Origin of the sequence: Pseudomonas sp. Irchel 3E20 (assembly GCF_900187645.1) — a bacterium.
GTDB lineage: Bacteria > Pseudomonadota > Gammaproteobacteria > Pseudomonadales > Pseudomonadaceae > Aquipseudomonas.
In genome coordinates this window covers 233,163-257,435 of sequence record NZ_FYEE01000001.1, presented here as the reverse complement: position 1 = coordinate 257,435, position 24,273 = coordinate 233,163, and the positions used below count along the sequence as shown (strand labels likewise).

At 63.4% G+C, this 24,273-nt stretch carries 20 protein-coding genes and 1 pseudogene; 12 read left to right on the top strand and 9 right to left on the bottom strand.

The window, feature by feature from the left end:
• Positions 1-76 precede the first annotated feature (76 nt).
• A complete protein-coding gene (gene hmpA / locus CKW13_RS01110) occupies positions 77-1,258 on the bottom strand; it encodes an NO-inducible flavohemoprotein (protein WP_095106117.1) in 1,182 nt (393 codons plus the stop codon).
• Between the two features lie 145 nt (positions 1,259-1,403).
• Between hmpA and norR the strand changes: the two genes are divergently transcribed.
• Complete coding sequence (gene norR, locus CKW13_RS01105; protein WP_095106115.1) at positions 1,404-2,951, top strand: nitric oxide reductase transcriptional regulator NorR; 1,548 nt, start codon at positions 1,404-1,406, stop codon at positions 2,949-2,951.
• 68 nt (positions 2,952-3,019) lie between these two features.
• Here the strand turns inward: norR and CKW13_RS01100 are convergent, their stop codons facing one another.
• From CKW13_RS01100 to CKW13_RS01090, 3 genes are read right to left on the bottom strand one after another with little or no spacing between them, the layout of a single operon-like run.
• On the bottom strand, positions 3,020-4,129 hold the full coding sequence (locus tag CKW13_RS01100; RefSeq protein WP_141233935.1) for a hypothetical protein: 1,110 nt from the start codon (positions 4,127-4,129) through the stop codon (positions 3,020-3,022).
• A gap of 55 nt (positions 4,130-4,184) precedes the next feature.
• Entirely contained in the window at positions 4,185-5,294 is a 1,110-nt protein-coding gene (locus tag CKW13_RS01095; protein WP_095106111.1) for a hypothetical protein, read from the bottom strand.
• On the bottom strand, positions 5,291-6,913 hold the full coding sequence (locus CKW13_RS01090; protein ID WP_095106110.1) for a hypothetical protein: 1,623 nt from the start codon (positions 6,911-6,913) through the stop codon (positions 5,291-5,293). The genes CKW13_RS01095 and CKW13_RS01090 overlap by 4 nt, the downstream gene beginning before the upstream one ends.
• 262 nt (positions 6,914-7,175) lie before the next feature.
• Between CKW13_RS01090 and CKW13_RS01085 the strand changes: the two genes are divergently transcribed.
• The 4 genes from CKW13_RS01085 (at position 7,176) to CKW13_RS01070 (ending at position 9,828) form a co-directional block, all read left to right on the top strand.
• Positions 7,176-8,078 carry a chemotaxis protein CheV gene (locus CKW13_RS01085; protein ID WP_095106109.1) on the top strand — a complete coding sequence of 301 codons (903 nt, stop codon included), beginning with the start codon at positions 7,176-7,178 and terminating at the stop codon, positions 8,076-8,078.
• Positions 8,033-8,557 (top strand): N-acetyltransferase, encoded by a 525-nt coding sequence (locus CKW13_RS01080; protein ID WP_095106108.1) that lies wholly within the window; start codon positions 8,033-8,035, stop codon positions 8,555-8,557. The genes CKW13_RS01085 and CKW13_RS01080 overlap by 46 nt, the downstream gene beginning before the upstream one ends.
• A gap of 117 nt (positions 8,558-8,674) precedes the next feature.
• Positions 8,675-8,992: a hypothetical protein gene (locus CKW13_RS01075; RefSeq protein WP_095106106.1), complete on the top strand. Its 318-nt coding sequence runs from the start codon at positions 8,675-8,677 to the stop codon at positions 8,990-8,992.
• A 92-nt stretch (positions 8,993-9,084) separates the two neighbouring features.
• Entirely contained in the window at positions 9,085-9,828 is a 744-nt protein-coding gene (locus CKW13_RS01070) for a YkgJ family cysteine cluster protein (RefSeq protein ID WP_095106105.1), read from the top strand.
• Between the two features lie 14 nt (positions 9,829-9,842).
• On the opposite strand, the gene CKW13_RS01065 is transcribed toward CKW13_RS01070, so the two are convergent.
• From CKW13_RS01065 to CKW13_RS01060, 3 genes and pseudogenes are all read right to left on the bottom strand, one after another.
• Entirely contained in the window at positions 9,843-10,946 is a 1,104-nt protein-coding gene (locus tag CKW13_RS01065) for a methyl-accepting chemotaxis protein (protein WP_371856212.1), read from the bottom strand.
• Positions 10,947-11,144: 198 nt separating this feature from the next.
• Positions 11,145-11,426: pseudogene (locus CKW13_RS24915) on the bottom strand (PAS domain-containing protein); the annotation flags it as partial.
• 305 nt (positions 11,427-11,731) lie between these two features.
• Positions 11,732-11,983, bottom strand: a complete 252-nt coding sequence (locus CKW13_RS01060; protein ID WP_095106102.1) for a hypothetical protein — start codon at positions 11,981-11,983, stop codon at positions 11,732-11,734.
• A 212-nt stretch (positions 11,984-12,195) separates the two neighbouring features.
• Between CKW13_RS01060 and CKW13_RS01055 the strand changes: the two genes are divergently transcribed.
• The 7 genes from CKW13_RS01055 to CKW13_RS01025 all read left to right on the top strand — a co-directional run bounded on the left by CKW13_RS01055 (position 12,196) and on the right by CKW13_RS01025 (position 21,986).
• Complete coding sequence (locus CKW13_RS01055) at positions 12,196-13,365, top strand: efflux RND transporter periplasmic adaptor subunit (RefSeq protein ID WP_095106101.1); 1,170 nt, start codon at positions 12,196-12,198, stop codon at positions 13,363-13,365.
• The gene (locus CKW13_RS01050; protein WP_095106100.1) at positions 13,362-16,463 is read left to right on the top strand and encodes a multidrug efflux RND transporter permease subunit; all 3,102 of its coding nucleotides are present in this window, start codon (positions 13,362-13,364) and stop codon (positions 16,461-16,463) included. Before CKW13_RS01055 ends, CKW13_RS01050 begins: the two co-directional genes overlap by 4 nt.
• Positions 16,464-16,471: 8 nt before the next feature.
• Entirely contained in the window at positions 16,472-17,146 is a 675-nt protein-coding gene (locus CKW13_RS01045) for a heavy metal response regulator transcription factor (RefSeq protein ID WP_095106099.1), read from the top strand.
• On the top strand, positions 17,139-18,500 hold the full coding sequence (locus CKW13_RS01040) for a heavy metal sensor histidine kinase (RefSeq protein ID WP_095106097.1): 1,362 nt from the start codon (positions 17,139-17,141) through the stop codon (positions 18,498-18,500). The genes CKW13_RS01045 and CKW13_RS01040 overlap by 8 nt, the downstream gene beginning before the upstream one ends.
• A gap of 133 nt (positions 18,501-18,633) precedes the next feature.
• The gene (locus CKW13_RS01035; RefSeq protein WP_095106096.1) at positions 18,634-18,858 is read left to right on the top strand and encodes a hypothetical protein; all 225 of its coding nucleotides are present in this window, start codon (positions 18,634-18,636) and stop codon (positions 18,856-18,858) included.
• Between the two features lie 261 nt (positions 18,859-19,119).
• Positions 19,120-20,406: an OprD family porin gene (locus CKW13_RS01030; protein ID WP_371856211.1), complete on the top strand. Its 1,287-nt coding sequence runs from the start codon at positions 19,120-19,122 to the stop codon at positions 20,404-20,406.
• An 86-nt stretch (positions 20,407-20,492) separates the two neighbouring features.
• Positions 20,493-21,986, top strand: a complete 1,494-nt coding sequence (locus CKW13_RS01025) for a sensor domain-containing diguanylate cyclase (protein ID WP_095106094.1) — start codon at positions 20,493-20,495, stop codon at positions 21,984-21,986.
• Positions 21,987-22,058: 72 nt separating this feature from the next.
• On the opposite strand, the gene lpxC is transcribed toward CKW13_RS01025, so the two are convergent.
• Together lpxC and ftsZ are read right to left on the bottom strand one after the other, a co-directional pair.
• Entirely contained in the window at positions 22,059-22,970 is a 912-nt protein-coding gene (gene lpxC / locus CKW13_RS01020; RefSeq protein ID WP_095106092.1) for a UDP-3-O-acyl-N-acetylglucosamine deacetylase, read from the bottom strand.
• 112 nt (positions 22,971-23,082) lie between these two features.
• Positions 23,083-24,270 carry a cell division protein FtsZ gene (ftsZ, locus tag CKW13_RS01015; RefSeq protein WP_095106090.1) on the bottom strand — a complete coding sequence of 396 codons (1,188 nt, stop codon included), beginning with the start codon at positions 24,268-24,270 and terminating at the stop codon, positions 23,083-23,085.
• Positions 24,271-24,273: the final 3 nt, after the last annotated feature.

The following is a 24,273-nucleotide window of genomic DNA, read 5'->3' as shown; positions in this document are numbered from 1 at the left end:
GCGCTGCCACCAGGCCTTAATAGGCCTGGTGGCTTGTGGGGGCGAGCCCTGCTTGCGCTAGCGGCCTAGCGGCGAATCACTCCAACACCGCCGCCGGCCCGAAGAACTCGTAACGGCTCTGCTGCGGCGGCACGCCCAACGCCTTGAGGTGGCGCTTGATCGCAGCCATAAAGCCCTTGGGCCCGAGGAAGTAGGCGTCCAGGTCGCGGTCGGCCGGCAGCCACAGGCCCAGTTGTTCCTGATCGAGCAAACCGATCTGGTCCGCCGGCGGGCTGATGCCGTCCTCTTCGGCATAGCAATAAAAGCGCTTGAGTTGCGGGTGGCGCACCGCCAAATCATCGACCCAGCCACGGAACGCATGCACCGAGCCATTGCGCGCGCAGTGGATAAAATGCACCGGCCGCTCACTGGCCAGGGCCGCTTCGAGCATCGCCAGCGTCGGGGTGATGCCCACGCCGCCACTGATAAGCACCAAGGGCTTGGCGCTGGCGCTGAGGGTGAATTCCCCCGACGGCGGGAACAGCATCAGGCTGGCGCCGACCTGCAAACAGTCGTGCAGGTAGTTGGAAGCGCGCCCGCCCACTTCGCGCTTGACGCTGATGCGGTATTGGCCGTTGTCGCTCAGGGCCGAGAGCGAGTAGTTACGCCGGGTTTCTTCGCCCTCGATAAACAGTTGCAGGCCGATGTACTGGCCCGGCTCGGCGGCAAGGACGGGGCCCTGGTCCTTGGGCGCGAAGTAGAACGAGGTGATTTCCACGCTCTCCTGCACCCGCGCCGCCAGCACGAACTCGCGCCCACCGCGCCAGCCGCCCACTTCCTCGGCCTTGCGGGTATAGATGGCGCTTTCGGCGCCGATCAGGATCTGCGCCAATTGGTTGTAGGCCGCGCCCCAGGCGTTGAGGACCGCAGGCGTGGCCACTTCATCCCCCAGCACTTGCGCAATGGCGCGCAGCAAACAGGTGCCGACAATGGGGTAATGCTCGGGCTGGATCTGCAACGCCACGTGCTTGTTGATGATGCGCCCCACCAAATCGCCCAGTTGGTCGAGTTGGTCGATGTGCTTGGCGTACATCAGCACGCCATTGGCCAGGGCCCGGGGCTGGTCGCCACTGGCTTGGTGGGCCTGGTTGAACAGGACGCGCACTGGCGGGTACTCGGACAACATCATCCGGTAGAAATGGGTAATCAGCGCCTCGCCGCCGCTTTCAAGCAGGGGCACGGTGGATTTGACGATGGCACGATCCTGGACGCTCAGCATGGGTAACTCCGGTGTTTTCTAGGAATACCTTAGGCTTATCAGTATTCGTGCCATGTTTTAATTCATTAAAAATCAATAACTTAAATATTAGATAGTCATTATGACAACGCCCGCCTTATAGTCACTGCGACTACACGGAGTCAATATGACCGCAACTACCCTGCTCACCACCCTGCTGCCCCTGGTGGCCGACCTGTCCCGCGAACTGCCCGAAAGCGAGCGCTACCGGCGCCTGCTCGAGGCCATGCGCGCCTTGCTGCCCTGCGATGCCGCCGCGTTACTGCGCCTGGACGGCGAATGGTTGGTGCCCCTGGCGGTGGACGGCTTGAGCCCGGACACCCTGGGGCGGCGCTTCAAGATCAGCGAGCACCCGCGGTTCGCCGCGCTGCTCGAAGGCCCGGGCCCCACCCGCTTCGCCAGCGACAGCCCATTGCCCGACCCTTACGACGGCCTCGTCCATGGCCTGGACGAAGCGCTGCACGTACACGACTGCATGGGCTGCCCGCTGTTTATCGACGAACGCCCCTGGGGCCTGCTGACCCTGGACGCCCTCGACCCGCGGCGCTTCGACGCCATCCCCCTGAGCGACCTGCACGCCTTCGCCAGCCTCGCCGCCGCCACCGTCAGCGCCGCCGAGCGCATCGAACGCCTGGCCCTGCGCGCCGAGGACGAACACCAGCGCGCCGAGGTCTACCGCCAGGCCAGCGGCCAGCAACCCCGGGAGATGATCGGCCAAAGCAAGGCCCACAAACGCCTACTCGAAGAAGTCAGCCTGGTGGGCGGCAGCGACCTGACGGTACTTATCAGCGGCGAAACCGGCGTCGGCAAAGAGCTGGTGGCCCAGGCCCTGCACACGGCCTCGACACGGCGCGACAAACCGCTTGTCAGCCTCAACTGCGCAGCGCTGCCCGACACCTTGGTCGAAAGCGAGCTGTTCGGCCACGTGCGCGGCGCCTTCACCGGGGCCACCAGCGACCGGCGCGGCAAATTCGAGCTAGCCAATGGCGGCACCTTGTTTCTCGATGAAGTGGGCGAGTTGTCCCTGAGCGTGCAGGCCAAGCTGCTGCGGGTGCTGCAAAGCGGCCAGTTGCAGCGCCTGGGTTCAGACAAGGAACACCGGGTGGACGTGCGCCTGATCGCCGCGACCAACCGCGACCTGGCCGCCGAAGTGCGTAATGGCCGCTACCGCGCCGACTTCTACCATCGCCTGAGCGTGTACCCGCTGCGGGTCCCGGCCCTGCGCGAACGCGGCCGCGATGTGCTGCTGCTCAGCGGTTTCTTCCTGGAGCAAAACCGCTCGCGCATGGGCCTGGGCAGCCTGCGCCTGACCAGCGACGCCCAAGCCGCGCTGCTGGCCTACGCCTGGCCGGGCAACGTGCGCGAACTGGAACACCTGATCGGCCGCAGCGCCCTCAAGGCCCTGGGCAACGGCCGCGAACGCCCGAAAATCCTCAGCCTAAGCGCCGCCGACCTGGACCTGCCCAGCGTAGCCGCCCCCCGCGCCCCCGCCCCCGTCACCCCGCACCCTGCCGAACCCGGCGCCGACCTGCGCCAGGCCACCGAGCAGTACCAGCGCCAACTCATCAGCGCCTGCCTGGACCGCCACCAACACAACTGGGCCAGCGCCGCCCGTGAGCTAGGCCTGGACCGGGCCAACCTGGGGCGCATGGCCAAGCGGTTGGGGCTTAAATGAGGCGTGGGTGGGTCTAGGGGCTGATGTTGCCTCGGGCCAGGCGGGTTCACCTGGCCTGCATTTAACGATCAAAGTGTTGGCCTGGACTGATCCGGGCTCCAGAGCCAGAAGGTGTAGCCGTAGTCGCCTTCCAGTTTGGGAAAAATCGCGCCATCACGGAAGTACTGCCGCGAACCTTCACGGGCGGGGCTGAACCACCAACCGGCGTGGGGGCACGGCTCACCGCTGGCTTTGCGTGGCGGGTGCTGCGGCTCGCTGCCGGGCGCGTCGGCCATGGCGTCGGGGTCGCTGTCTTCAAACTCACCTTCGAGAAGTTCGACGAAGTACCACTTGCAGGGGCATTCGGTGAAAGAGTGAACTTGTACTCGGGTACGAGCGTAGAAGTACGACTCTTTAAAGACGCCTTTATAGGGCGATTGTTCAATGAACCTTGCAAGTCCGTTTTCATCGCCCCACAAGCCTGCGCGTCCCAAGGTTTTCAAAGCGTCCAGGCCTATATCATTGAATGTTTTACATTCTTTCAGTGTTTTCCACATACCTTCGCCGCCTCCAGTCCAGGCAAATTGCAGGGCACCCAGAGGATCATCCTGAGAGACATAGACACCGGTACGTGGCGGAACTTCCCCGGTTTTACCTTCAATATCCATATGCACTTTGAATTTCGGCAAGCGCGCAAAGTGCCCTTTAACTTGCTGCCAAATAACCCAAAAAATCACATCGTTCCAGCCCCGTTCCATGACACCGTCAATCTTAAAACCGTAGGAAAACACCTCGTTGGCCCGCTCGCGAAAAGCTTTCTCCTGTTCTGCAGTGGCCCATTGCATTGAAAACTCACCCAGCATATGGGCGCATTGATTGGTTCCCGTGATGCCGTAGCACTGGTCGGCGCGTTTGGCCATATGCCACATTGTGCTTTGCCTGTAGGCAATCAAGGCCGGAAAACCGCCGGTGCTCCAGTTGGCTGCGGTATCGCGTACACCCCAGCGTTCGCTGACCATCAGGGGGTCGAGAATCGAACGGCGCTCCAAAAGCATCTCAGCCATGACGATCAACTCTTCGATTTTCGGCAACAAAGCGTCCAAGTAACTTTGCGACGAGTAGTAATAGAGCATGGCTGCCTGGCGTTTTTGCCAAAGCGACAGGTGATAAGTTGGGGTCATCGGATAAAGAGCGTTCATGTTGTGTGCCCGGGCAGTGCAGACCAGACGGGTTCACCTGGCCTGCATTTAACGATCAAAGTGTTGGCCTGGACTGATCCGGGCTCCAGAGCCAGAAGGTGTAGCCGTAGTCGCCTTCCAGCTTGGGAAAAATTGCGCCATCACGGAAATACTGCCGCGAACCTTCACGGGCGGGGCTGAACCACCAACCGGCGTGGGGGCACGGCTCGCCGCTGGCTTTGCGCGGCGGGTGCTGCGGTTCGCTGCCGGGCGCGTCGGCCATGGCGTCGGGGTCGCTGTCTTCGAACTCGCCTTCGAGAAGTTCGACGAAGTACCACTTGCAGGGGCGTTCGGTGAAGGCTTTATCCATTATTTCGTGGCGGGCCGGATGTTCAATGTTAGGGAACACACTGGCGTATTTACGTTGCCGAGCAAAGTTCAATAACCCGATATCATCGCCCCACAGGCCTGCTCGCCCAACTGCGTTCAAGGCGTCCAGCCCGATGTCGTTGAATGTTTGGCACTCTTCAAGAGACTTCCACATCCCCTCACCGCCTCCGGTCCAACCGAACTGCAAAGCACCATGGGGATCATCCTGAGGGAGGTACACACCCGTGCGAATCGGTACTCTTCCCGTCTCACCTTCAATATCCAGATGAACTTTGAACTTTGGTAATTGAGGGAAGTGCTGTTTGCAGTCTTTCCAGACATACCAGAAGGTGATGTCATCCCAATCGCGGCACATAACCTCATCAATTTTGAAACCATAGGAAAACACCTCATTGGCCCGTTCGCGAAACTCCTTCTCCTGTTCTGCAGTGGCCCATTGCATTGAAAGTTCGCCCAGCATATGAGCGCATTGATTGGTTCCCGTGATGCCGTAGCACTGGTCGGCGCGTTTGGCCATATGCCACATCGTGCTTTGCCGATAGGCAATCAAGGCCGGAAACCCACCGGTGCTCCAGTTGGCTGCCGTATCGCGTACACCCCAGCGTTCGCTGACCATCAGGGGGTCGAGAATCGAACGGCGCTCCAAAAGCATCTCAGCCATGACGATCAACTCTTCGATCTTCGGCAACAACGCGTCCAAGTAACTTTGCGACGAGTAGTAATAGAGCATTGCTGCCTGGCGTTTTTGCCATAGGGACAGGTGATAAGTCGGGGTCATCGGATAAAGCGGATTCATTTTTTAAACTCCGTTACTTGGCCGGGCAAGTTGGGCAGGCCGAGGCGCACGTTATTAAGTTGGGTATCAAAGTCGGTCATGCCCCAGGCGGTATCAAAGGGGCCGCTGATGGCGGGGTGATTGATTTTTTCGCGCAGGCACTCATAGAACTCCTGCTCTTGTGGCGACAGGTTCTTGTAACGCTCGTAGTTCATGTCCGGGGCAGGCTCCATGCGACCGGTATGGCGATCCACGCGGTAGTAGGTCAGGGTGTCGAAGGCTTCAGCGGTGCTTTCGCCGGCGCTGTTGCGGATGAACTTGGCATCGAACTTGATTTGTTCCCAGCCGCCTTCCAGATAGCGGTCACCTAGTTCCATTTCCCCATCCTTGACTTGGGACGCCGCGGGGCCTTTCCAGACCTTGAGGGTTTCCCCGGCCTTGAGTTCGTACACCACGAACTGGCCATTGACGTTCCAGTCCGGCCACACCGCCAGGTACTTGCGCCAGGCAGACTTGGGGTTGGCTGAATCCATGATTTGCTTGAACACGGCTTCCGTGACCCAGTCCTGGGCGCTGGCAACACTGCCGGGGCCTATGATGCGGTAAAGGCGTAGGGGGCCGACCAGTTCAACTGCCTCCAATCCCTTGGCAAAGGTTCTGATCTGCTTATCATCGAGGTGCGGAAAGCCTTGCTCAGCTTTCTCCTTGACCTTTGCTCTTTCTTTAGACGCCTTCAGCGACTTAAACTCCCCCGGCTCCCCCCGACTCAGCCACCCCGGCAACGGCTTCGCGTCCCGCATCAATTTCACCGCCCGCGCCTCGGGCAATCCGCCGTGAAAGTGCACATTCACCGTGTTCAGGATCGCCCGATGCTGCATCAGGTGTTCCATCTCCAACCGGCGGATCACGATGTCGAGGGCGTCGCGTATCGGTTGTAGCGCTTTGCCGATATGGGCGTTGGCTTGCAAACGCACGGCCTTGACCATGTTCAGGGTTTGCTCGGCCTTGGCGGCGGCCCCAGGGACGTATTTGACTTTGCCCAGCAAAGTGTTGAGCAGGGCAATGCCCCGGTCGAAGGCGTGCAGCAACCTCAAGACGTCTATCTGGTTGCGCACCTTTTTGATGGCGTCGGCCAGTGTCTGGAACACCTGGCCCCATTTCATGCCACGCCAGTACTTCACCACTTCCTTTTTACGCAGCAGGGTGATGACCCAGGTCATCGCCTCGTCCACGGCCTGCTCCACGGCATGGCCACCGGAGCGGCGGATGAACAGGAAGAAGATCTTCAGCACACCCTTGACCAGGGAACCGAGCACCGGAAACAGGCCGATCAGGGTCAGGCACAGGCCGACCCAGGCCCAGGTGTTGCTGTGGTCTTTTTGCAGTTCGCGGCAGTTGGCGACCAAGTCGCGCATGTCGCAGATCTGGTCCACCAGCGGCACCATGGAAATCGCCGCGTCGAAGGCGATTTGCCCGGTGCTGCGGTCTTGGTTGAAATCCCCCTGGATCGCCTCCCACACCCAAAGGGCGGTATCGACACTGGCGTCGAAGAGTTTTTCCGGGGCACCGGTGATGTACGCCAGGGCGACGCGCATGTTGTCGGCGGGGACAGCGGTTTCTGGGGGAGAGGATGGCGGCATGGCACGCACTCGCGCAGGACAAAACGCGATGCTAGCGAGGCAATTTATTGCGCGAAATCAGACCAAACGGACGCGATTGGTGGGAATCGGCCTACGACAATTTATAACCGACGCAGTGAGGGCCGTAGGCGTGGCAGCATGGCCACCACCGAAACAAACCTGGCCCTACTACGCTAAAGCCTGCCCACAATGGGTCGATAACCCGTCAACGATAGTTTTTTGGCGGCATTAAAATGCACGCCACTTTTCACAGAAGGTTCATATGGCCACCACTCATGCCCGCGCAGATTCACTTTCGCTTCTGCTCTTTACCTTGCGCAGTGGCAAGCTGATGGCAATCAACCTGCTCAAGGTCAGCGAAATCATCCCCTGCCCGCCGCTGACCAAGTTGCCCGAATCCCACCCCCACGTAAAAGGCATCGCCACCCTGCGCGGCACTTCGCTGTCGGTGATCGACCTCAGCCGCGCCCTCGGCGAGCGGCCCCTGGTGGACCCGGACGGCGGCTGCCTGATCGTCACCGACATCAGCCGCTCCAAACAAGGCCTGCATGTACAGGCCGTGAGCAAGATCGTGCATTGCCTGACCACCGACATCCGCCCGCCGCCCTATGGCGCCGGCGGCGTGCGCTCGTACATCACCGGGGTGACCCAGGTGGACGGCAACCTGGTGCAGGTGCTGGACATCGAAAAAGTTATCCACAGCATCGCCCCGGCCCAGATCGAAATGGCCCCTACCGAGCTGAGCATGGAAGACGCCGAAGTGCTGGGCAACGCGCGCATCCTGGTGGTGGACGACAGCCAGGTAGCGCTGCAACAGTCGGTGCATACCTTGCGCAACCTCGGCCTGCAATGCCACACCGCCCGCAGCGCCAAAGAGGCCATCGACTGCCTGCTGGAACTGCAAGGCACGGCCGAGCAGATCAACCTGATCGTCTCCGACATCGAAATGTCGGAAATGGACGGCTACGCCTTCACCCGCACCCTGCGTGAAACCCCGGACTTCGCCCACCTCTATGTGCTGCTGCACACCTCCCTCGATAGCGCGATGAACAGCGAAAAGGCCCGGGTGGCCGGGGCCAATGCGGTGCTGACCAAGTTCTCTTCGCCCGAACTGACCCAATGCCTGATTACCGCCGCGAAAACCGTGGCCCAACAAGGCTACTGAGCCTGCCCGCCCTGCTGCTGCGCCGCGACCTGCGCGGGCCGCTGCCGGCGCCGCAGTGGCCGGTGGGCGTGCACCTGCGCACCTACTGCCCGGAACTGGCCGGCGCTGTACACGCACTGCTGCGCCTCAGCCACCAGGGCGACAGCGAGCCGATGCCCGACCTCACCACCTGGCAGGCACGCTTTGCCACCGACGCCGAATATGACCCGCAACTGTGTTTTATCGCCTGCGACGGCCACGGTGTAGTCGGCGTGGCCCACTGCTGGACCAGCGCCTACCTCAAAGACCTCGCCGTGCACCCCCGCGCCCGCCGCCAAGGCCTGGGGCACGCCCTGCTGCTGCACGCCTTCGAGGTCTTGCAGCAACGCCGCGAAGCCTGCCTGGACCTCCAGGTGCTGAGCCACAACCACCCCGCCCGGCGCCTGTACCAACGGGCCGGCATGGCCCCCGTACCCAGCCCCACCCCGGTACGGCTGTAGGTAGCAAGCGGGCGCGTAGCGGCCGTAAAAATCTGCTTCCCCCCTGCGCGGGCGAGCCCGCTTTCTACAAAATGCCGTTGAGGCATACTCGTTTTTTTTGCCAAGGAGCCCCGCGCCATGAACATCCGCACCCTGCCTCTGCTCGCCCTTGTGGCGTTCACCTTCCAGGCCCACGCCGCCAGCCCCGACGCCTGGGCCGCCCACGACAAAGCCGTGCTCAGTGCCTGTACCAAGGCCAGCGGCCTGATTAAAACCAGCCCCGTCGGCGCGCCCGCGCAGTTCGACGACCGGGTCGGCTACACCGCGTTGCTATTGCAAGGCCAGTATCCGCAGAAGCATATGAAGGGGCGCAAAGGCAGCGAACTGTGCCTCTATCACAAAAAAAGTAAGACAGCCTATGTCACCGAATGGGATTCGATCCGCAAGGCGCAGTGACTGGCGTACTCCTTGCTTGAGCCACTCGCTCTGCTGTGACGGCGACATAATCCCGTCACGGCGCTGCTTTCCGAGAGGCACCCAAGCCAGTCATGAACACTCAGTTTTCCTGCGTCGGCTGCGGCAAATGCTGCACCGACCACCACGTCCCCCTGACCCTGGACGAAGCCCGCCAATGGGCAGCCGATGGTGGCAGCATCATCGTTCTGGTCGAAGGTTTTCTCGGCACCGGCCTGGGCCTGGTGGCGCAACAACGCGAACACGCCCAGCGCCGCTCCTGTCAGGTACCCAGCGGCGCCACCGAGGCCTTTGTCGCCATCACCTTCGCCGCGTTCAATGTCGGCCCGTGCCGCAACCTGGACGAAGACAAGCTATGCCGCATTTACCAGCGCCGACCGCTGGTGTGCCGTATCTACCCGATGGAAATCAACCCGCACATCGCCCTGGCGCCCAGCGCCAAAGACTGCCCCAGCGAAGCCTGGGAACAAGGCCCGCAACTGATCCTCGGCGGCGAACTGCAAGACCCGGAACTGGCCGCCCTGATCCAACGTTCACGCCAGGCCGACCGCGACGATATCCACAGCAAACAAGCCATCTGCCAGCAACTGGGCATCCACACCACCGCCCTCAAGGGCGACGGTTTCACCGCCTACCTGCCCGACATGGCCGCCTTCGCCAACGCCATGGCCCCAGAACGCATCGCCGCGACCACCGCCCAGCCCTGGCAATTCCACGTTTCGGGCGAAGACATCGCCGCGCAAGTCCAAGCCACCGGCGCCCAAGTCACCCGGGAAACCCCGCTCAACTACGCGTTTATTTCCCTGCGCGCGGCGTAACGGCAGCGCGCGCCTCAGTGGCGCTTATGCCAAAACTCCTGCGCCAGCATGCGCAGGTCCCCGGCCAGGCCTGCCACGTCGCCGGAGTTGACGTGGCTTTGCTGGCCGGCGGTGACGGTGACTTCGCAGGCGCTGCGGATGCTGATGATGTTGCGGTTGATGTCTTCGCTGACCGCGCTTTGTTCTTCCACCGCCGAGGCGATTTGCACGCTCATTTCGGTGATCTGTTTGACCCGGCGGCTGATGCCGTCCAACGCCGTCGCCGCGCGTTGGGCTTGGTCGACGCTGTTTTCCACGTGTTGGCTGCTTTGCTGCATCACTACCACTGCATCGCGGGCACCGGTTTGCAAGGTGCTAATCATGCGTTGGATTTCGTTAGTCGATTGCTGGGTGCGCTGGGCGAGGCCGCGCACTTCGTCGGCGACCACGGCGAAGCCGCGGCCCTGTTCCCCGGCGCGGGCGGCCTCGATGGCGGCGTTGAGGGCCAGCAGGTTGGTTTGCTCGGCGATGCTGCGGATCACTTCCAGCACGCCGGAAATCTCGGTGCTGTGGCTTTCCAGTTGGTGGATCACTTCGGTGGCGTTGGCCAGTTCGGTGGCCAGCAACAGCACGGCGCTGCGGCTTTCGCCCACCAGGTGATGGCCTTCAAGGGTTTCGCTGCCCGCCTGGTCGGCGGCCTGGGAGGCGCGTTGGGCGTGGCCGGCGACTTGCGCCACGCTGGCGGCCATTTCGTGGATGGCGGCGGCGACCTGGTCGGTTTCGGCCTGTTGGGCCAGGGTGCTGGTGTGGCTGCTTTGCAGGTGTTCCACCAGCTCCGCGGCGTGCCCAGCCAGGCGCTGCGAGGCGTCGCCGATACGCCCGACCACCGCGCCGACCTGGGCTTCGAGCATCTGGAAGGCGAATTCGATCTGCCCCAGTTCATCGCTGCGCCCGGCATAGATGCGCTGGCTCAGCGGGTTGTCGCCAATGCGGCGGGCGCGCTGGGTGATGCGGTCCAGAGGACGCAGCAGCAGGTGCATGCCCACGCCGCCCAGGGCCATGCCCGCGCCCAACGCCAGCAACGCCAGCCACGGCGAGAACGCCGCCAGCCAGGTGCCGGCGCCCAGCACCAGGGTCATCAGCGCGGCCAGCATCAACCACAATTGGGTCTTGAGGCCCAACACCGGGGTCAACTGGCGCAAGGAGGAACGCGGGTTGCGCATGCGCGTGTAAGCCCGCTCTGCGCGCTCGATCTGGTGGGCTGAGGGCTTGGTGCGGATGGACTGGTATTCCACGGCCTGGCCGTTGCGGGTCACCGGGGTGACGTAGGCGCTGACCCAATAGTGGTCGCCGTTTTTGCAGCGGTTTTTCACCATGCCCATCCACGAGTTGCCGCCCTTGAGCGTGGCCCACAGGTGCTCGAACGCCTCGGGCGGCATGTCGGGGTGGCGCAGCAGGTTGTGCGGCGAGCCCAGCAACTCTTCCCGGCCATAGCCGCTGATGTCGATGAAGTCCTTGTTGGCGTAGGTGATCGCGCCTTTGAGATCGGTGGTCGAAAGGATGTTCGCGTCCGGGGCAAAGTCCACATTGCGCCCGGTCACCGGCAAATTGATCTTCATGGCTTGCGCGCTCGTTTTGTCAGGGGTCGGCAGGGCTGCTGACTCTAAGCGCACTGAGTGCACAAATTTTGATCTGGCTCAGTTTCTGTGCAATTAAATCGCCACTAAAGTCGTATTGCAGACGCCCGCAACGGCGTGAATTTACGAGGGCTTGGGCGAAAGCGAGCCGTGGCAAGGGTTGCGTCGGGCAGGGGCGGTTTTCAGCGGTTCATTGACGCCAAGGTTTCGACTCAAGCGTTGTGTGCCGTGACGACCGCGGAGCAACCCCAGTGCTGCTCCTGTGTGAAGACGGATGGGCGTGGGGCTCAGCGCTTGCCCATCGAGCGGCGGGTGCCGGGAGGCGCGGCGCCGGGGGTTTTGGTGTGGCCGTTCTTGGCGCCGTTCTTGTACCAGGGCTGGTCGGCTTTTTTCGCGCCAGCCAATTCGCCGGGCTTGAACGGGAACTTGAAGGCAGGGATGGACGGTTGGCCGTCGGCGTCGGCCTGGGCCTCGGGGGTCAGGTCAGCCGGTTCGGCGTCCGGGGCGGTGGCCACGGGCGGGGACGTGCGGGAAGTCATGGAAGCTCCGGTGCAGGCAGTGGGTCGGGCCACTGGCGGGCCGCGAAAGGCGCCAGTATACCTGCGTGCCAGGGTTGTTGGACGGGCGCCTTGCACCGATGATCGGCGCGAACCTGTCAGCCCTGTCAGTTGGCGGTCACGGTGCTGACCGGCGCCAGCGGTTATAAGTACGGCACTGCCCCCTCGACCCTTTGCTCTGGCGTTCCATAAGCATGCGTATCCAGAAGAAACCCCTGTTGCTCGCCATCGCCTTGATGGTGCTCGCCGCCCTGGCCTTGTGGCTACTCGACCGCCCGGCGCCGGCCAAGCGCGCCGCCGCCAGTGCGGTGCCGGTGCGGGTGGTGAGCGTGGTGGAGCGCGATGTCCCGCGTTACGTCACGGCCATCGGCTCGGTGCTGTCGCTGCACAGCGTGGTGATCCGCCCGCAGATCGACGGGACCCTCACCCGTTTGCTGGTCAAGGAAGGGCAATGGGTCAAGGCCGGCGACCTGCTGGCGACCCTGGACGACCGCGCCATCCGCGCCAGCCTCGACCAGGCCCGCGCCCAGTTGGGCGAGAGCCAGGCGCAGTTGCAGGTGGCCCAGGTCAACCTCAAGCGCTACAAACTGCTGAGCGTCGACGATGGCGTGTCCAAGCAGACCTACGACCAGCAACTGGCTCTGGTCAGCCAGCTCAAGGCCGCCACCCAGGGCAATCAGGCCGCCATCGATGCGGCGCAGGTGCAGCTTTCCTATACGCAGATCCGCTCGCCGGTCACTGGCCGCGTGGGCATTCGCACGGTGGATGAAGGCAACCTGCTGCGCATGAGCGACGCCCAGGGGCTGTTTTCGGTGACGCAGATCGACCCCATTGGCGTCGAGTTTTCCTTGCCCCAGCAGCAGTTGCCGACGCTACAACGGCTGATCGGCGCCCAGGAGCGCGCCACCGTCAGCGCCTTTCTCGGCGCCGATACCGATGACCTCAGTGGCGAGCGTTTGGCGGTGGGCCAACTGAGCCTGATCGACAACCAAATCAACGCCAACACCGGCACCCTGCGGGCCAAGGCGCAATTTGCCAACGACAGCCACCGCCTGTGGCCGGGGCAGTTGGTGACCCTGAAAATCCAGACCGCCGTGGACAAGGCCGCCCTGGTGGTGCCGCCCGGCGTGGTGCAGCGTGGCCTGGAGCGGCACTTTGTGTACCGGGTAACGGGGGATGCGGTGCAAACCGTACCGGTGCAGGTGCTGTACCAAGACAGCCAGCAGACCGTCCTCCAAGGCGTGAACGTTGGGGATGTGCTGGTCAGCGACGGCCAGTCACGGCTCAAGGCCGGCTCGAAAATCGAGGTGCTCACTGAGCCGCCCCCGGTGATCGAAACCGCCGCCGCGCAGGTGGCGCCATGACGGGCCGGGGTTCGGTGTCGGCCTGGTGCATCGACCACCCAGTAGCCACCCTGCTGCTGACGTTCGCCCTGGTACTGCTGGGCCTGATCGCCTTCCCACGGCTGCCCATCGCGCCGTTGCCCGAGGCGGAATTCCCGACCATCCAGGTCAGCGCCCAGTTGCCCGGCGCCAGCCCGGACACCATGGCCTCCTCCGTGGCCACGCCTTTGGAAGTGCAGTTCAGCGCCATCCCCGGCATCACCCAGATGACTTCCACCAGCGCCCTGGGCTCGACCAACCTGACCCTGCAATTCACCCTGGAAAAGAGCATCGACACCGCCGCGCAAGAGGTGCAAGCGGCGATCAACACCGCCGCCGGCAAACTGCCCGACGACATGCCGAGCCTGCCGACCTGGAAAAAGGTCAACCCGGCCGACAGCCCGGTGCTGATCCTGACCATCAATTCCAGCCAGATGCCCGGCACCGAGTTGAGCGATTACGTCGAAACCCTGCTGGCCCGGCAAATCAGCCAGATCGACGGCGTGGGCCAGATCAACATCACCGGCCAGCAACGCCCGGCGATCCGCGTGCAGGCCTCGGCGGACAAACTGGCGGCCATCGGCCTGACCCTGGCCGATGTGCGCGTGGCGATCCAGCAGGCCAGCCTGAACCTGGCCAAGGGCGCGCTGTACGGCGCGTCGAGCATTTCTACCCTGTCCACCAACGACCAGTTGTTCCACCCCCAGGAGTACGGCGAGTTGATCGTCTCGTACCAAGACGGCGCGCCGGTGCAACTGCGCGACGTGGCGCGGGTGGTTGAGGGCCCCGAGAACGCCTATGTACAGGCCTGGTCCGGGGACACGCCGGGGGTCAACCTGGTGATCTCGCGCCAGCCGGGGGCCAATATTGTCGCCACCGTGGACCGGATCATGGCCGAGCTGCCGCGCCTGCAAGGCATGCTGCCGGCGTCGGTCGAGGTGGCGGTGCTGTCGGACCGCACCAAGACCATCCGCGCGTCCCTGCATGAAGTGGAGCTGACCCTGCTGATCGCCGTGCTGCTGGTGGTGGCGGTGATGGCGCTGTTCTTGCGCCAGTGGTCGGCGACCCTGATCGTCTCCAGCGTGCTGGCCGTGTCGCTGGTGGCCAGTTTTGCCCTGATGTACGTGATGGGGTTCAGCCTGAACAACCTGACCCTGGTGGCCATCGTCATTGCCGTGGGCTTTGTGGTGGACGACGCGATTGTGGTGGTGGAGAACATCCACCGTCACCTGGAGGCGGGCCTGGGCCGGCGCGCGGCGGCGATCAAGGGCTCGGCGGAGATCGGCTTCACCGTGGTGTCCATCAGTTTTTCCCTGGTGGCGGCGTTTATTCCGCTGCTGTTCATGGGCGGCGTGGTGGGGCGGCTGTTCAAGGAATTCGCCCTGACCGCCACCGCGACCATCCTGATTTCAGTGGTGGTGTCCCTGACCCTGGCGCCGACGTTGGCGGCGCTGTTCATGGGCGCGCCCAAACACCACGCCCACGCCACGCCGGGGTTCGGCGAACGCCTGCTGGCCGGCTACGACCGCTGGCTGCAACAGGCCCTGGCCCATCAGCGGCTGATGTTGGGAATTTTCGGCCTGACCCTGGCCATGGCAGTGGCCGGTTATGTGCTGATCCCCAAGGGCTTTTTTCCGGTGCAGGACACCGGTTTCGTCCTCGGCACCAGCGAGGCGGCGGCCGATGTGTCGTACCCGGACATGGTGGCCAAGCACCGCGAGCTGGCGAAGATCGTCGGCGCCGACCCGGCGGTGCAGTCGTTTTCCCATTCGGTGGGGGTCACCGGTAGCAACCAGACCATCGCCAACGGCCGCTTCTGGATTGCCCTCAAGGAGCGCGGCGCGCGCGACGTGTCCGCCAGCCAGTTCATCGACCGCATCCGCCCGCAACTGGCCAAGGTGCCGGGCATCGTGCTGTACATGCGCGCCGGCCAGGACATCAACCTCAGCTCCGGCCCCAGCCGCAGCCAGTACCAATACGTGCTCAAGAGCAACGACGGGCCGACGCTGAACACCTGGACCCAACGCCTGAGCGAAAAACTGCGGGCCAACCCGGCCTTTCGCGACCTGTCCAACGACCTGCAACTGGGCGCCAGCATCACCCACATCGACATCGACCGCATCGCCGCTGCGCGTTTCGGCCTTACCGCCAGCGATGTCGACCAGGCGTTGTACGACGCCTTCGGCCAGCGCCAGGTCAACGAGTACCAAACCCAAACCAACCAGTACAACGTGATCCTGGAACTGGACGCGCAACAACGGGGCAAGGCCGAAAGCCTGAACTACTTCTACCTGCGCTCGCCCCTTTCCGGCGAGATGGTGCCGCTGTCGGCCCTGGCCACGGTGCAGGCGCCGCGTGTCGGGCCGCTGTCCATCGCCCACGACGGCATGTTCCCGGCCGCCAACCTGTCGTTCAACCTCGCCCCCGGCGTGGCGTTGGGCGACGCGGTGCGCATGCTCGATGCGGCGAAAAATGAGATCGGCATGCCCGCCAGCCTGATCGGCACCTTCCAGGGCGCGGCCCAGGCGTTCCAGAGTTCCCTGGCCAGCCAACCCTGGCTGATCCTCGCTGCGTTGGTGGCGGTGTACATCATCCTCGGCGTGCTTTACGAGAGCTTCGTACACCCGCTGACGATCATCTCCACCCTGCCCTCGGCCGGCCTCGGCGCGCTGATGATGCTGTGGCTGTGGGGCCAGGATTTTTCCATCATGGCCCTCATCGGTTTGGTGCTGTTGATTGGCATCGTCAAGAAAAACGGCATCCTGATGATCGACTTTGCCCTCGACGCCCAGCGCAACCGGGGCCTGAGCCCGCAAGAAGCGATCTATGAGGCCTGCCTGACGCGGTTCCGGCCGATCATGATGACCACCCTCGCCGCCCTGCTCGGCGCCTTGCCGCTGATGATCGGTGCCGGCCCTGGCGCCGAGCTGCGCCAGCCCCTGGGTATTGCGGTGGTCGGCGGCCTGCTGGTGAGCCAGGCGCTGACGCTGTTCACCACGCCGGTCATATACTTGGCCCTCGAACGGCTATTCCATCGGCCTATGCCCGCACCCAACGCGGCCCTGGCGACCACAGACTGAGGCGGGTCATGCGCGTCCTGATTATCGAAGACGAAGAAAAAACCGCCGACTACCTGCACCGCGGCCTCACCGAACAGGGCTACACCGTGGACGTCGCCCGCGACGGCATCGAGGGCCTGCACCTGGCCCTGGGCAGCGACTACGCGGTGATCGTGCTCGACGTCATGCTCCCCGGCCTCGACGGCTTTGGTGTGCTGCGGGCGCTGCGGGCGCGCAAGCAGACGCCGGTCATCATGCTCACCGCCCGCGAGCGCGTCGAAGACCGCATTCGCGGCCTACGCGAGGGCGCAGACGACTACCTGGGCAAACCCTTTTCCTTCCTCGAACTGGTGGCGCGCCTGCAAGCCCTGACGCGGCGCAGCGGCGGCCACGAACCGGTGCAGATCAGCATCGCCGACCTGTGGATCGACCTGCTCAGCCGCAAGGCAACCCGCGCCGGGCAACGCCTGGAACTGACCGCCAAGGAGTTTTCCCTGCTCAGCGTGCTAGCCCGGCGCCAGGGCGAAATCCTCTCCAAGACCGCGATTGCCGAGATGGTTTGGGACATCAATTTCGACAGCGACGCCAACGTGGTGGAAGTGGCGATCAAACGCCTGCGGGCCAAGCTCGACGGGCCCTTCGAGGAGAAGTTGCTGCACACCATCCGCGGCATGGGCTACGTGCTGGAGAGCCGCAGTGTTTGATTCCATCGCCCTGCGCCTCAGTGGCCTGTTCACCCTGGTGGCGCTGCTGGTGTTCCTGCTCATTGGCGGCGCGTTGTACCTGCAAGTGGACAAGGGCCTGGGCCTGTTGCCCGAAGCGGAACTGGACGCGCGCTACAGCGTGCTCGAATCCACCCTGGGCCGCTACGGCAACGCCGAGCACTGGGGCAAGGTCAGCGCCAAGCTCAAGTTGCTCAGCGAAGAAGACAAACGCATCCGCTTCTGGGCCGTCAGCGCCGACCCGGCCTACGAATACGGCACCCCCGACGCCCGCGTGCGCGCCTTCGCCCACGGCCCGCTGGGCATGCGCGACCTCACCCTGCCCGGCCACGCCTACCCGTTCAAAGTGCTGGTCAGCCAGTTGCCGGCCAAAGAGCAACGCCCGCCGCTGCGCTTTTTGATCGCCATCGACACCGAGACCTTTTCCCAGACCCAACACCACTTGCTCGTCGCCTTGGTTAGCCTGGCGATTGTCGGCGTGCTGCTGGCCTCGGCCCTGGGCTACTGGGTGGCGCGCATTGGCCTCAAGCCCCTGATAAAACTCTCCCACGAAGCCCAACGCCTGGCGCCGCCACGCCTGTCCGGGCGCTTGCAACTGTCGCCTTTGCCACCGGAACTCAAGCAGTTCGTCAGCGCCTTCAACGCCACCCTGGAACGGGTCGAGCAGGCCTACTCGCGCCTGGAGTCCTTCAATGCCGACGTCGCCCACGAACTGCGCTCGCCCTTGACCAACCTGATCGGCCAGACCCAAGTGGCGCTCACGCGCGGGCGCTCGGCCGAGCATTACTTCGAGGTGCTGCAATCGAACCTCGAGGAGCTGGAACGCCTGCGCTCGATCGTCAACGACATGCTGTTCCTGGCCAGCGCCGACCAGGGCAGCAAAGCCACCCAGCTCACCACCGCGTCCCTGGCCAGCGAGGTGGCGACCACCCTGGACTACCTGGACTTCATCCTCGAAGACGCCCAGGTGCGGGTGCAGGTGGAGGGCGACGCCCAGGTGCCAATCGAAACCGCCCACTTGCGCCGCGCCCTGATAAACCTGCTCAACAACGCGGTGCAGCACACCGGCGCCGGGCAGGTGATCGAGGTGCGCATCGAGGCCGGCGAACACCAGGTGACCCTCGCCGTGGCCAACCCCGGCCCGGCCATTGCCGGCGAACACCTGCCGCGCTTGTTCGAGCGCTTCTACCGGGTCGATGCCTCACGCCGCAACAGCGGCGCCAACCATGGCCTGGGGCTGGCCATCGTCAAAGCCATTGCGCTGATGCACGGCGGTGATGTGTTTGTGCGCAGCGAGGGCGGTATCAATACCTTTGGTATTTATCTGCCGGCGTAAGCCTGGCACCCTGCCCGCCGCACTGTTGCCGATGACGCAACAGTCCTTTATGCGATCTGCTCTGTTTCCCGGCCGCCAACACCGCTAATTTGCTCACACCAAATAGCACTTGCTCTGCAAGAAGGTCTTCAAGATGTCCAATGTAATGGGTATTGCCAGCGCGTTCGCTCTGTCGTCGTTGTTCCTCTCACCCCTGGTGATGGCCGAAGAGTCGGTCGCCTTTGTTGCGAAAAACGCAGCCCGCGCCGAGGCTTACGAGAAATCCCGGGCCGAACTGACCGCCAAGGCCCGCGACGCCGAACAACCGCAGCACAGCGCCACCGCCCCGGCCCAAGACCCGGCGCACAAAGACAGCTGATCGCCCCACCCGACTGTTTCCCCCGACGCCAGGCAGGGCTCTTCCCCCGCCCGGTTGTCAGCCAAAGCCGCTGCTGTTTAGCGGCTTTTTTTCGTGGGCCAAAAGGTGGGCCGGGGCGCCTCGTATCCAGCCTCTCCAGCGGCTGACACGGCCTCATCGCAGGCAGGCCCGCTCCCACAAGTCATCTGTGGCCCTAAAAAAATAATTACCCAAGGAGTTTTTACCCCTGTGAGCCTCACTCTCAAACTCAGCCCCCTGTGGCTGGCCCTGGCCACCGCACTGGGCACCTCGGCCCAGGCTGACGACACAACGGGCGATGGCTTCGCCGACGGCGCAAGCCTCACGCTCAATGCGCGTAACTACTACATGCACCGCAATCGCCTGCAGGGCGCCGACGACAATATCGAATGGGGCCAGGGCCTGCTGGGGGTGTTTGAATCCGGCTTCACCCAGGGCCGCGTCGGGTTCGGCCTGGACGCCCACGCCATGCTCGGCCTCAAGCTCGACGGCGGTGGTGGCACCGACGGCTCCAGCATCCTGCCCAGCGGCAGTGGCAACGGCAAAGCCCCGGGCGCGTTCTCTACCGCCGGCGGCGCCCTGAAAGTGCGGGCCCTGGACACCGAGCTCAAGGCCGGCGACCTGCTGCTCAGCAACCCGGTCATCGCAGGCGGCGAGACCCGCATGCTGCCCCAGACCTTTCGCGGTTTCAGCCTGCGCAACACCCACCTCGACGGCGTGCTGATCGAAGGCGGCCAGGCCAGTTTCACCAAGCTCTACAACCAGAGCGGCCACGGCCGCATTGGCACGTCCTACGGCACCCTGCCCGACCACCGCGACAGCCAGCACCTGAATTGGGCCGGCGTGGCCTGGAGCGCGGTGCCTAACCTGACCAGCAGCCTCTACGCCGCCGAACTCAAGGACATCTGGAACCAGTACTACTACGACTTGGATTACACCTGGCAGTTGAGCGACGCCGTCAGCCTCAACCCGGGCCTGCACTACTACCACACCCAGGACACCGGCGAGGCACTGCTGGGCGCCATCGACAACAACACCTACAGCCTGCACTTGGTGCTGGGGGTGGCCGGCCACAGCGTCACGGCGGCGTATCAGCGGGTCAACGGCAACACGCCGTTCGACTACATCAACCAGGGCGACAGCGTGTTCCTCGATAACTCGCAGCAGTATTCAGACTTCAACGGCCCCAACGAGCGCTCGTGGAAACTCAAGTACGCCTATGACTTTGTCGGCGTAGGCGCACCGGGCCTGACGGGGGCCGTGAGCTACTCACGCGGCGAGCTGGACCTGAGCAAAGTCGACCCGCAAAGCGCCGGCTACGGCGCCACTTGGTACAACGCTGACGGCCGCCACGCCAAGCACTGGGAGCGCGACTTCGACGTGCAGTACGTGGTCCAGGGCGGCACCGCCAAGGACCTGGCCGTGCACCTGCAGTGGGCCACCCACCGGGGCGGCAACGGCTACGGCTCGCTGGACCAAGACACGCACGAGTACCGGGTGATTGTCGATTACCCCCTTGATCTGATGTAATCCGCGCCACTGAAAGGCCAGCACGTTTCGCTGGCCTTTTTCATGCCCGGCCTTTATACAGGGCGCACTGTCATCAGGGATTGAACATGCCTGCTCGCCCACTTTCGCCCCTGATCCCCCGCAGCCGCTCGGAATGGTTTCTGGTGCTCGGCAGTTCACTGACGGTGATCGCCATCGTCGGCATCGTCACGTTCCTGCTGATCCGCGAACACGGCAGCGCCGAGGTGGCGGCGACCCGCGCGGCGGCCAATATCGTGCAACTGATCGACGCCGATGTGCTGCGCAATGTGGAGCTGTATGACCTGTCCCTCAAAGGCCTGATCGCTGCGTCCCTGCGCACCGACCTGCAACAGGTTTCGCCGCAGGTCCGCCACCTGGTGCAATTCGACCGTGCCACGGCGGCGCCGTACAAGGGCGCGATCATGCTCCTCGATCGCCAGGGCAAGGTGGTGGCCGACTCGGCCTCGGTGATCCCGCGCAGCACCACCTACGCCCAGCGCGACTTTTTCAGCGCCCATCAAGACAACCCCAACCTGGGCATGTTCATCAGCCGCCCGTTCAAGAGCGCCTTGCCGCCCCACGACTGGCGCATCAGCTTCAGCCGCCGCATCAGCTCCGAGCAGGGCGAGTTCATGGGGGTGGCGGAAGCGGCGATGCGCCTGAACTACTTCAATCAGTTGTTCCGCAGCCTGAGCATCGAACGCGACAGTTCCATCAACCTGCTGAGCACCAGCGGCCTGCTGCTGGCCCAGGAGCCGCCGAATGCCGGGGAAGAACAGATTGGCATCGACTTCAGTGCCCGGCCCAACTTCGTGCGCATCCTGCATGAAGGCAATGGCAGTTTCAGCGGCATTTCCAGCATCGACGGGCGCGAGCGGCTGTACACCTTTTCCCAGGTCGGCAACCTGCCGCTGCTGGTGGTCGTGGCCTTGTCCACCGACGAAGTGTTTGCCGCGTGGTGGCGCACGGCATGGGTGGTCACCCTCGCCACCGGGGTGTTGTGCCTGGGCCTGCTGTGGCTGACTCTGTTGCTGTGCCATGAACTGCGCCGGCGCCACAGCGCCGAGCAGGAGCTGGCCCACCTCGCCGCCACCGACAGCCTGACCGGGCTGGCCAACCGCCGCACCCTGGACCAGGCGCTGGAGCGCGAATGGGCCCGGGCCCAGCGCTCGGGCCGTGAGCTGTCGCTGCTGATGGTGGACATCGACCACTTCAAGCGCCTCAACGACCAACACGGCCATCAGTTGGGCGACGAGGCGCTGGCCCGGGTGGCAGCGGTGGTCAAGGCCAATATCCGCCGCCCCGGCGACCTGGCGGCGCGTTACGGCGGCGAGGAGTTCGCCGTGGTGCTGCCGGAAACCGACGCCATCGGTGCCCAACGCCTGGCCGAAAACGTGCGCGCCGAAGTGGCACAGCTGGCGCCCATGGCGGGCGAAGACACTTCGATCACCGTGAGCGTCGGCGTCGCCACCTGGCACGGCCAGGCCGAGCACAGCCTCGACACCCTGTTCTACCGCGCCGACAAGGCCCTGTACCGGGCCAAGTACAGCGGCCGCAACCGGGTGGAAGTGGCCGGTTGAAACCCAATGACACGAGCATAAAAAAAGGCCACCCGAAGGCAGCCTTTAAAAACTAAAGAAAGAGAGTATTGCTTACACGGCCGCAACCGGACGCATGTAAGAGATCGGCGCGGTGCTGGCGTCTTCGAAGGTCACGACTTCCCAGGCATCTTTCTGCTCAATGAGTTTGCGCAGGAGCTGGTTGTTCAGTGCATGGCCCGACTTGAAGCCTTTGAACTCACCAATCAGGCTGTTGCCCAGCAGGTAGAGGTCACCGATTGCATCGAGGATCTTGTGTTTGACGAATTCGTCTTCATAGCGAAGGCCGTCTTCGTTCAACACGCCATCCGAATCCACCACGATGGCGTTTTCAACGCTGCCGCCGAGTGCGAGGTTGTGCTTGCGCAGGTACTCGATGTCACTCATGAAACCAAAGGTACGGGCGCGGCTGACTTCTTTTACGAACGAAGTGCTGGAAAAATCCACGCTTGCACTTTGGGTGCGGTCACGGAAAACCGGGTGATCGAAATCGATCTCGAAGCTCACTTTGAAACCCTCGAAAGGGACGAAAGTGGCGCGCTTGTCGCCGTCTTCCACTGTCACTTCACGCAGGATACGGATGAACTTCTTGGCTGCGTCCTGTTCTTCCAGGCCGGCAGATTGAATCAGGAATACGAAGGGTCCAGCGCTACCATCCATGATCGGGACTTCGGACGCGGAGAGCTCGACGTAGGCGTTATCGATGCCCAGGCCAGCCATGGCCGAAAGCAAGTGCTCCACCGTGTCCACTTTGACGTCACCGTTGACCAGCGTGGTCGACATCGTGGTTTCGCCAACGTTTTCTGCGCGAGCAGGAATCTGCACCACAGGGTCCAGGTCGGCACGACAAAACACAATGCCGGTGTCTACAGGCGCAGGCTTGAGGGTCAGGTATACCTTCTCCCCGGAATGCAGGCCTACACCTGTGGCACGGATAATATTCTTCAGGGTGCGTTGTTTAATCATGGCTTGGGCCGCTTCAGCGCAAATTGCGAACTGGTATCAACAAAGGCTGGCGATAATAGCAGACCCGGCCTTTGCTGAACACCAATCACCTTCATCCCCCTGATACATTCCATCAATCGGCCTGACGACGCAGAAACGCCGGGATGTCCAGGTAATCCAGATCATCCTGCGGATTGAGCTTGGCCGCGGTCGCAGCACTGGCCTGGGCCTGGTTGCGCATCACGGTTGGGCGGTCCAGGTCGCGGTAGTTCACCGACGGCAGTTCCTGACGCGAGGCAACAGGTGCCTGGGCAGCCATGGAGGTGTGGACGGTGTTGTCGATGACCTTCACAGGCTTCTCGATTTTCGCGCCCAGACCGGTGGCGACCACGGTGACATGCAGCTCATCGCGCATGTCCGGATCGATCACGGTACCGACCTTGACCATCGCGTGCTCGGAAGCGAACGCCTCGATGATGCTACCCACGTCGGAGTACTCACCCAGGGACAGGTCAGGACCGGCGGTGATGTTCACCAGGATGCCGCGCGCGCCTTCCAGGTTCACGTCTTCAAGCAACGGGTTGCGGATGGCTGCTTCAGTGGCTTCACGCGCACGGTTCGGACCGCTGGCGCAGCCAGTGCCCATCATTGCCATGCCCATTTCGCTCATCACGGTACGCACGTCGGCAAAGTCGACGTTAATCATGCCCGGGCGCTTGATGATGTCGGAGATACCGCGAACGGCACCGGCCAGCACGTCGTCAGCCTTGGCGAACGCCGACAGCAGGCTGGCGTCCTTGCCCAGGATGGTGAGCAGCTTTTCGTTAGGGATGGTAATCAACGAATCGACGCTCTCCGACAGCAGGCGAATGCCTTCATCGGCGATCTGCATGCGTTTGCGGCCTTCGAACGGGAACGGACGGGTCACCACCGCAACGGTGAGGATGCCCATTTCCTTGGCCACTTCGGCGATGATCGGCGCCGCACCGGTACCGGTACCGCCGCCCATGCCGGTGGTGATGAACACCATGTTGGTGCCCTGCAGGACCTCGGCGATACGCTCGCGGTCTTCCAGAGCGGCCTGACGGCCGACTTCAGGATTGGCGCCGGCACCCAGGCCTTTGGTCACGCCAGTGCCCAGTTGCAGGATGGTCCGCGCGCCGATGCTTTTCAGCGCCTGGGCATCAGTGTTGGCGCAGATGAACTCAACGCCTTCAATGTTGCTCTTGACCATGTGATTGACAGCGTTGCCGCCGCCTCCGCCAACACCGATAACCTTGATGACCGGGCTTTGCGGGATGTTGTCTACGAGTTCGAACATTTT

What these genes read in the sequence shown, in the direction of transcription:
- hmpA (WP_095106117.1), bottom strand. Translation starts at nt 1,258, where the DNA reads ATGCTGAGCGTCCAGGATCGTGCCATCGTCAAATCCACCGTGCCCCTG.
- CKW13_RS01080 (WP_095106108.1), top strand. Translation starts at nt 8,033, where the DNA reads ATGCCTGATTACCGCCGCGAAAACCGTGGCCCAACAAGGCTACTGAGC.
- ftsZ (WP_095106090.1), bottom strand. Translation starts at nt 24,270, where the DNA reads ATGTTCGAACTCGTAGACAACATCCCGCAAAGCCCGGTCATCAAGGTT.
- CKW13_RS01090 (WP_095106110.1), bottom strand. Translation starts at nt 6,913, where the DNA reads ATGCCGCCATCCTCTCCCCCAGAAACCGCTGTCCCCGCCGACAACATG.
- CKW13_RS01100 (WP_141233935.1), bottom strand. Translation starts at nt 4,129, where the DNA reads ATGAACGCTCTTTATCCGATGACCCCAACTTATCACCTGTCGCTTTGG.
- CKW13_RS01035 (WP_095106096.1), top strand. Translation starts at nt 18,634, where the DNA reads ATGTCCAATGTAATGGGTATTGCCAGCGCGTTCGCTCTGTCGTCGTTG.
- norR (WP_095106115.1), top strand. Translation starts at nt 1,404, where the DNA reads ATGACCGCAACTACCCTGCTCACCACCCTGCTGCCCCTGGTGGCCGAC.
- CKW13_RS01065 (WP_371856212.1), bottom strand. Translation starts at nt 10,946, where the DNA reads ATGACCCTGGTGCTGGGCGCCGGCACCTGGCTGGCGGCGTTCTCGCCG.
- CKW13_RS01095 (WP_095106111.1), bottom strand. Translation starts at nt 5,294, where the DNA reads ATGAATCCGCTTTATCCGATGACCCCGACTTATCACCTGTCCCTATGG.
- CKW13_RS01075 (WP_095106106.1), top strand. Translation starts at nt 8,675, where the DNA reads ATGAACATCCGCACCCTGCCTCTGCTCGCCCTTGTGGCGTTCACCTTC.
- CKW13_RS01045 (WP_095106099.1), top strand. Translation starts at nt 16,472, where the DNA reads ATGCGCGTCCTGATTATCGAAGACGAAGAAAAAACCGCCGACTACCTG.
- CKW13_RS01085 (WP_095106109.1), top strand. Translation starts at nt 7,176, where the DNA reads ATGGCCACCACTCATGCCCGCGCAGATTCACTTTCGCTTCTGCTCTTT.
- CKW13_RS01055 (WP_095106101.1), top strand. Translation starts at nt 12,196, where the DNA reads ATGCGTATCCAGAAGAAACCCCTGTTGCTCGCCATCGCCTTGATGGTG.
- lpxC (WP_095106092.1), bottom strand. Translation starts at nt 22,970, where the DNA reads ATGATTAAACAACGCACCCTGAAGAATATTATCCGTGCCACAGGTGTA.
- CKW13_RS01070 (WP_095106105.1), top strand. Translation starts at nt 9,085, where the DNA reads ATGAACACTCAGTTTTCCTGCGTCGGCTGCGGCAAATGCTGCACCGAC.
- CKW13_RS01060 (WP_095106102.1), bottom strand. Translation starts at nt 11,983, where the DNA reads ATGACTTCCCGCACGTCCCCGCCCGTGGCCACCGCCCCGGACGCCGAA.
- CKW13_RS01050 (WP_095106100.1), top strand. Translation starts at nt 13,362, where the DNA reads ATGACGGGCCGGGGTTCGGTGTCGGCCTGGTGCATCGACCACCCAGTA.
- CKW13_RS01025 (WP_095106094.1), top strand. Translation starts at nt 20,493, where the DNA reads ATGCCTGCTCGCCCACTTTCGCCCCTGATCCCCCGCAGCCGCTCGGAA.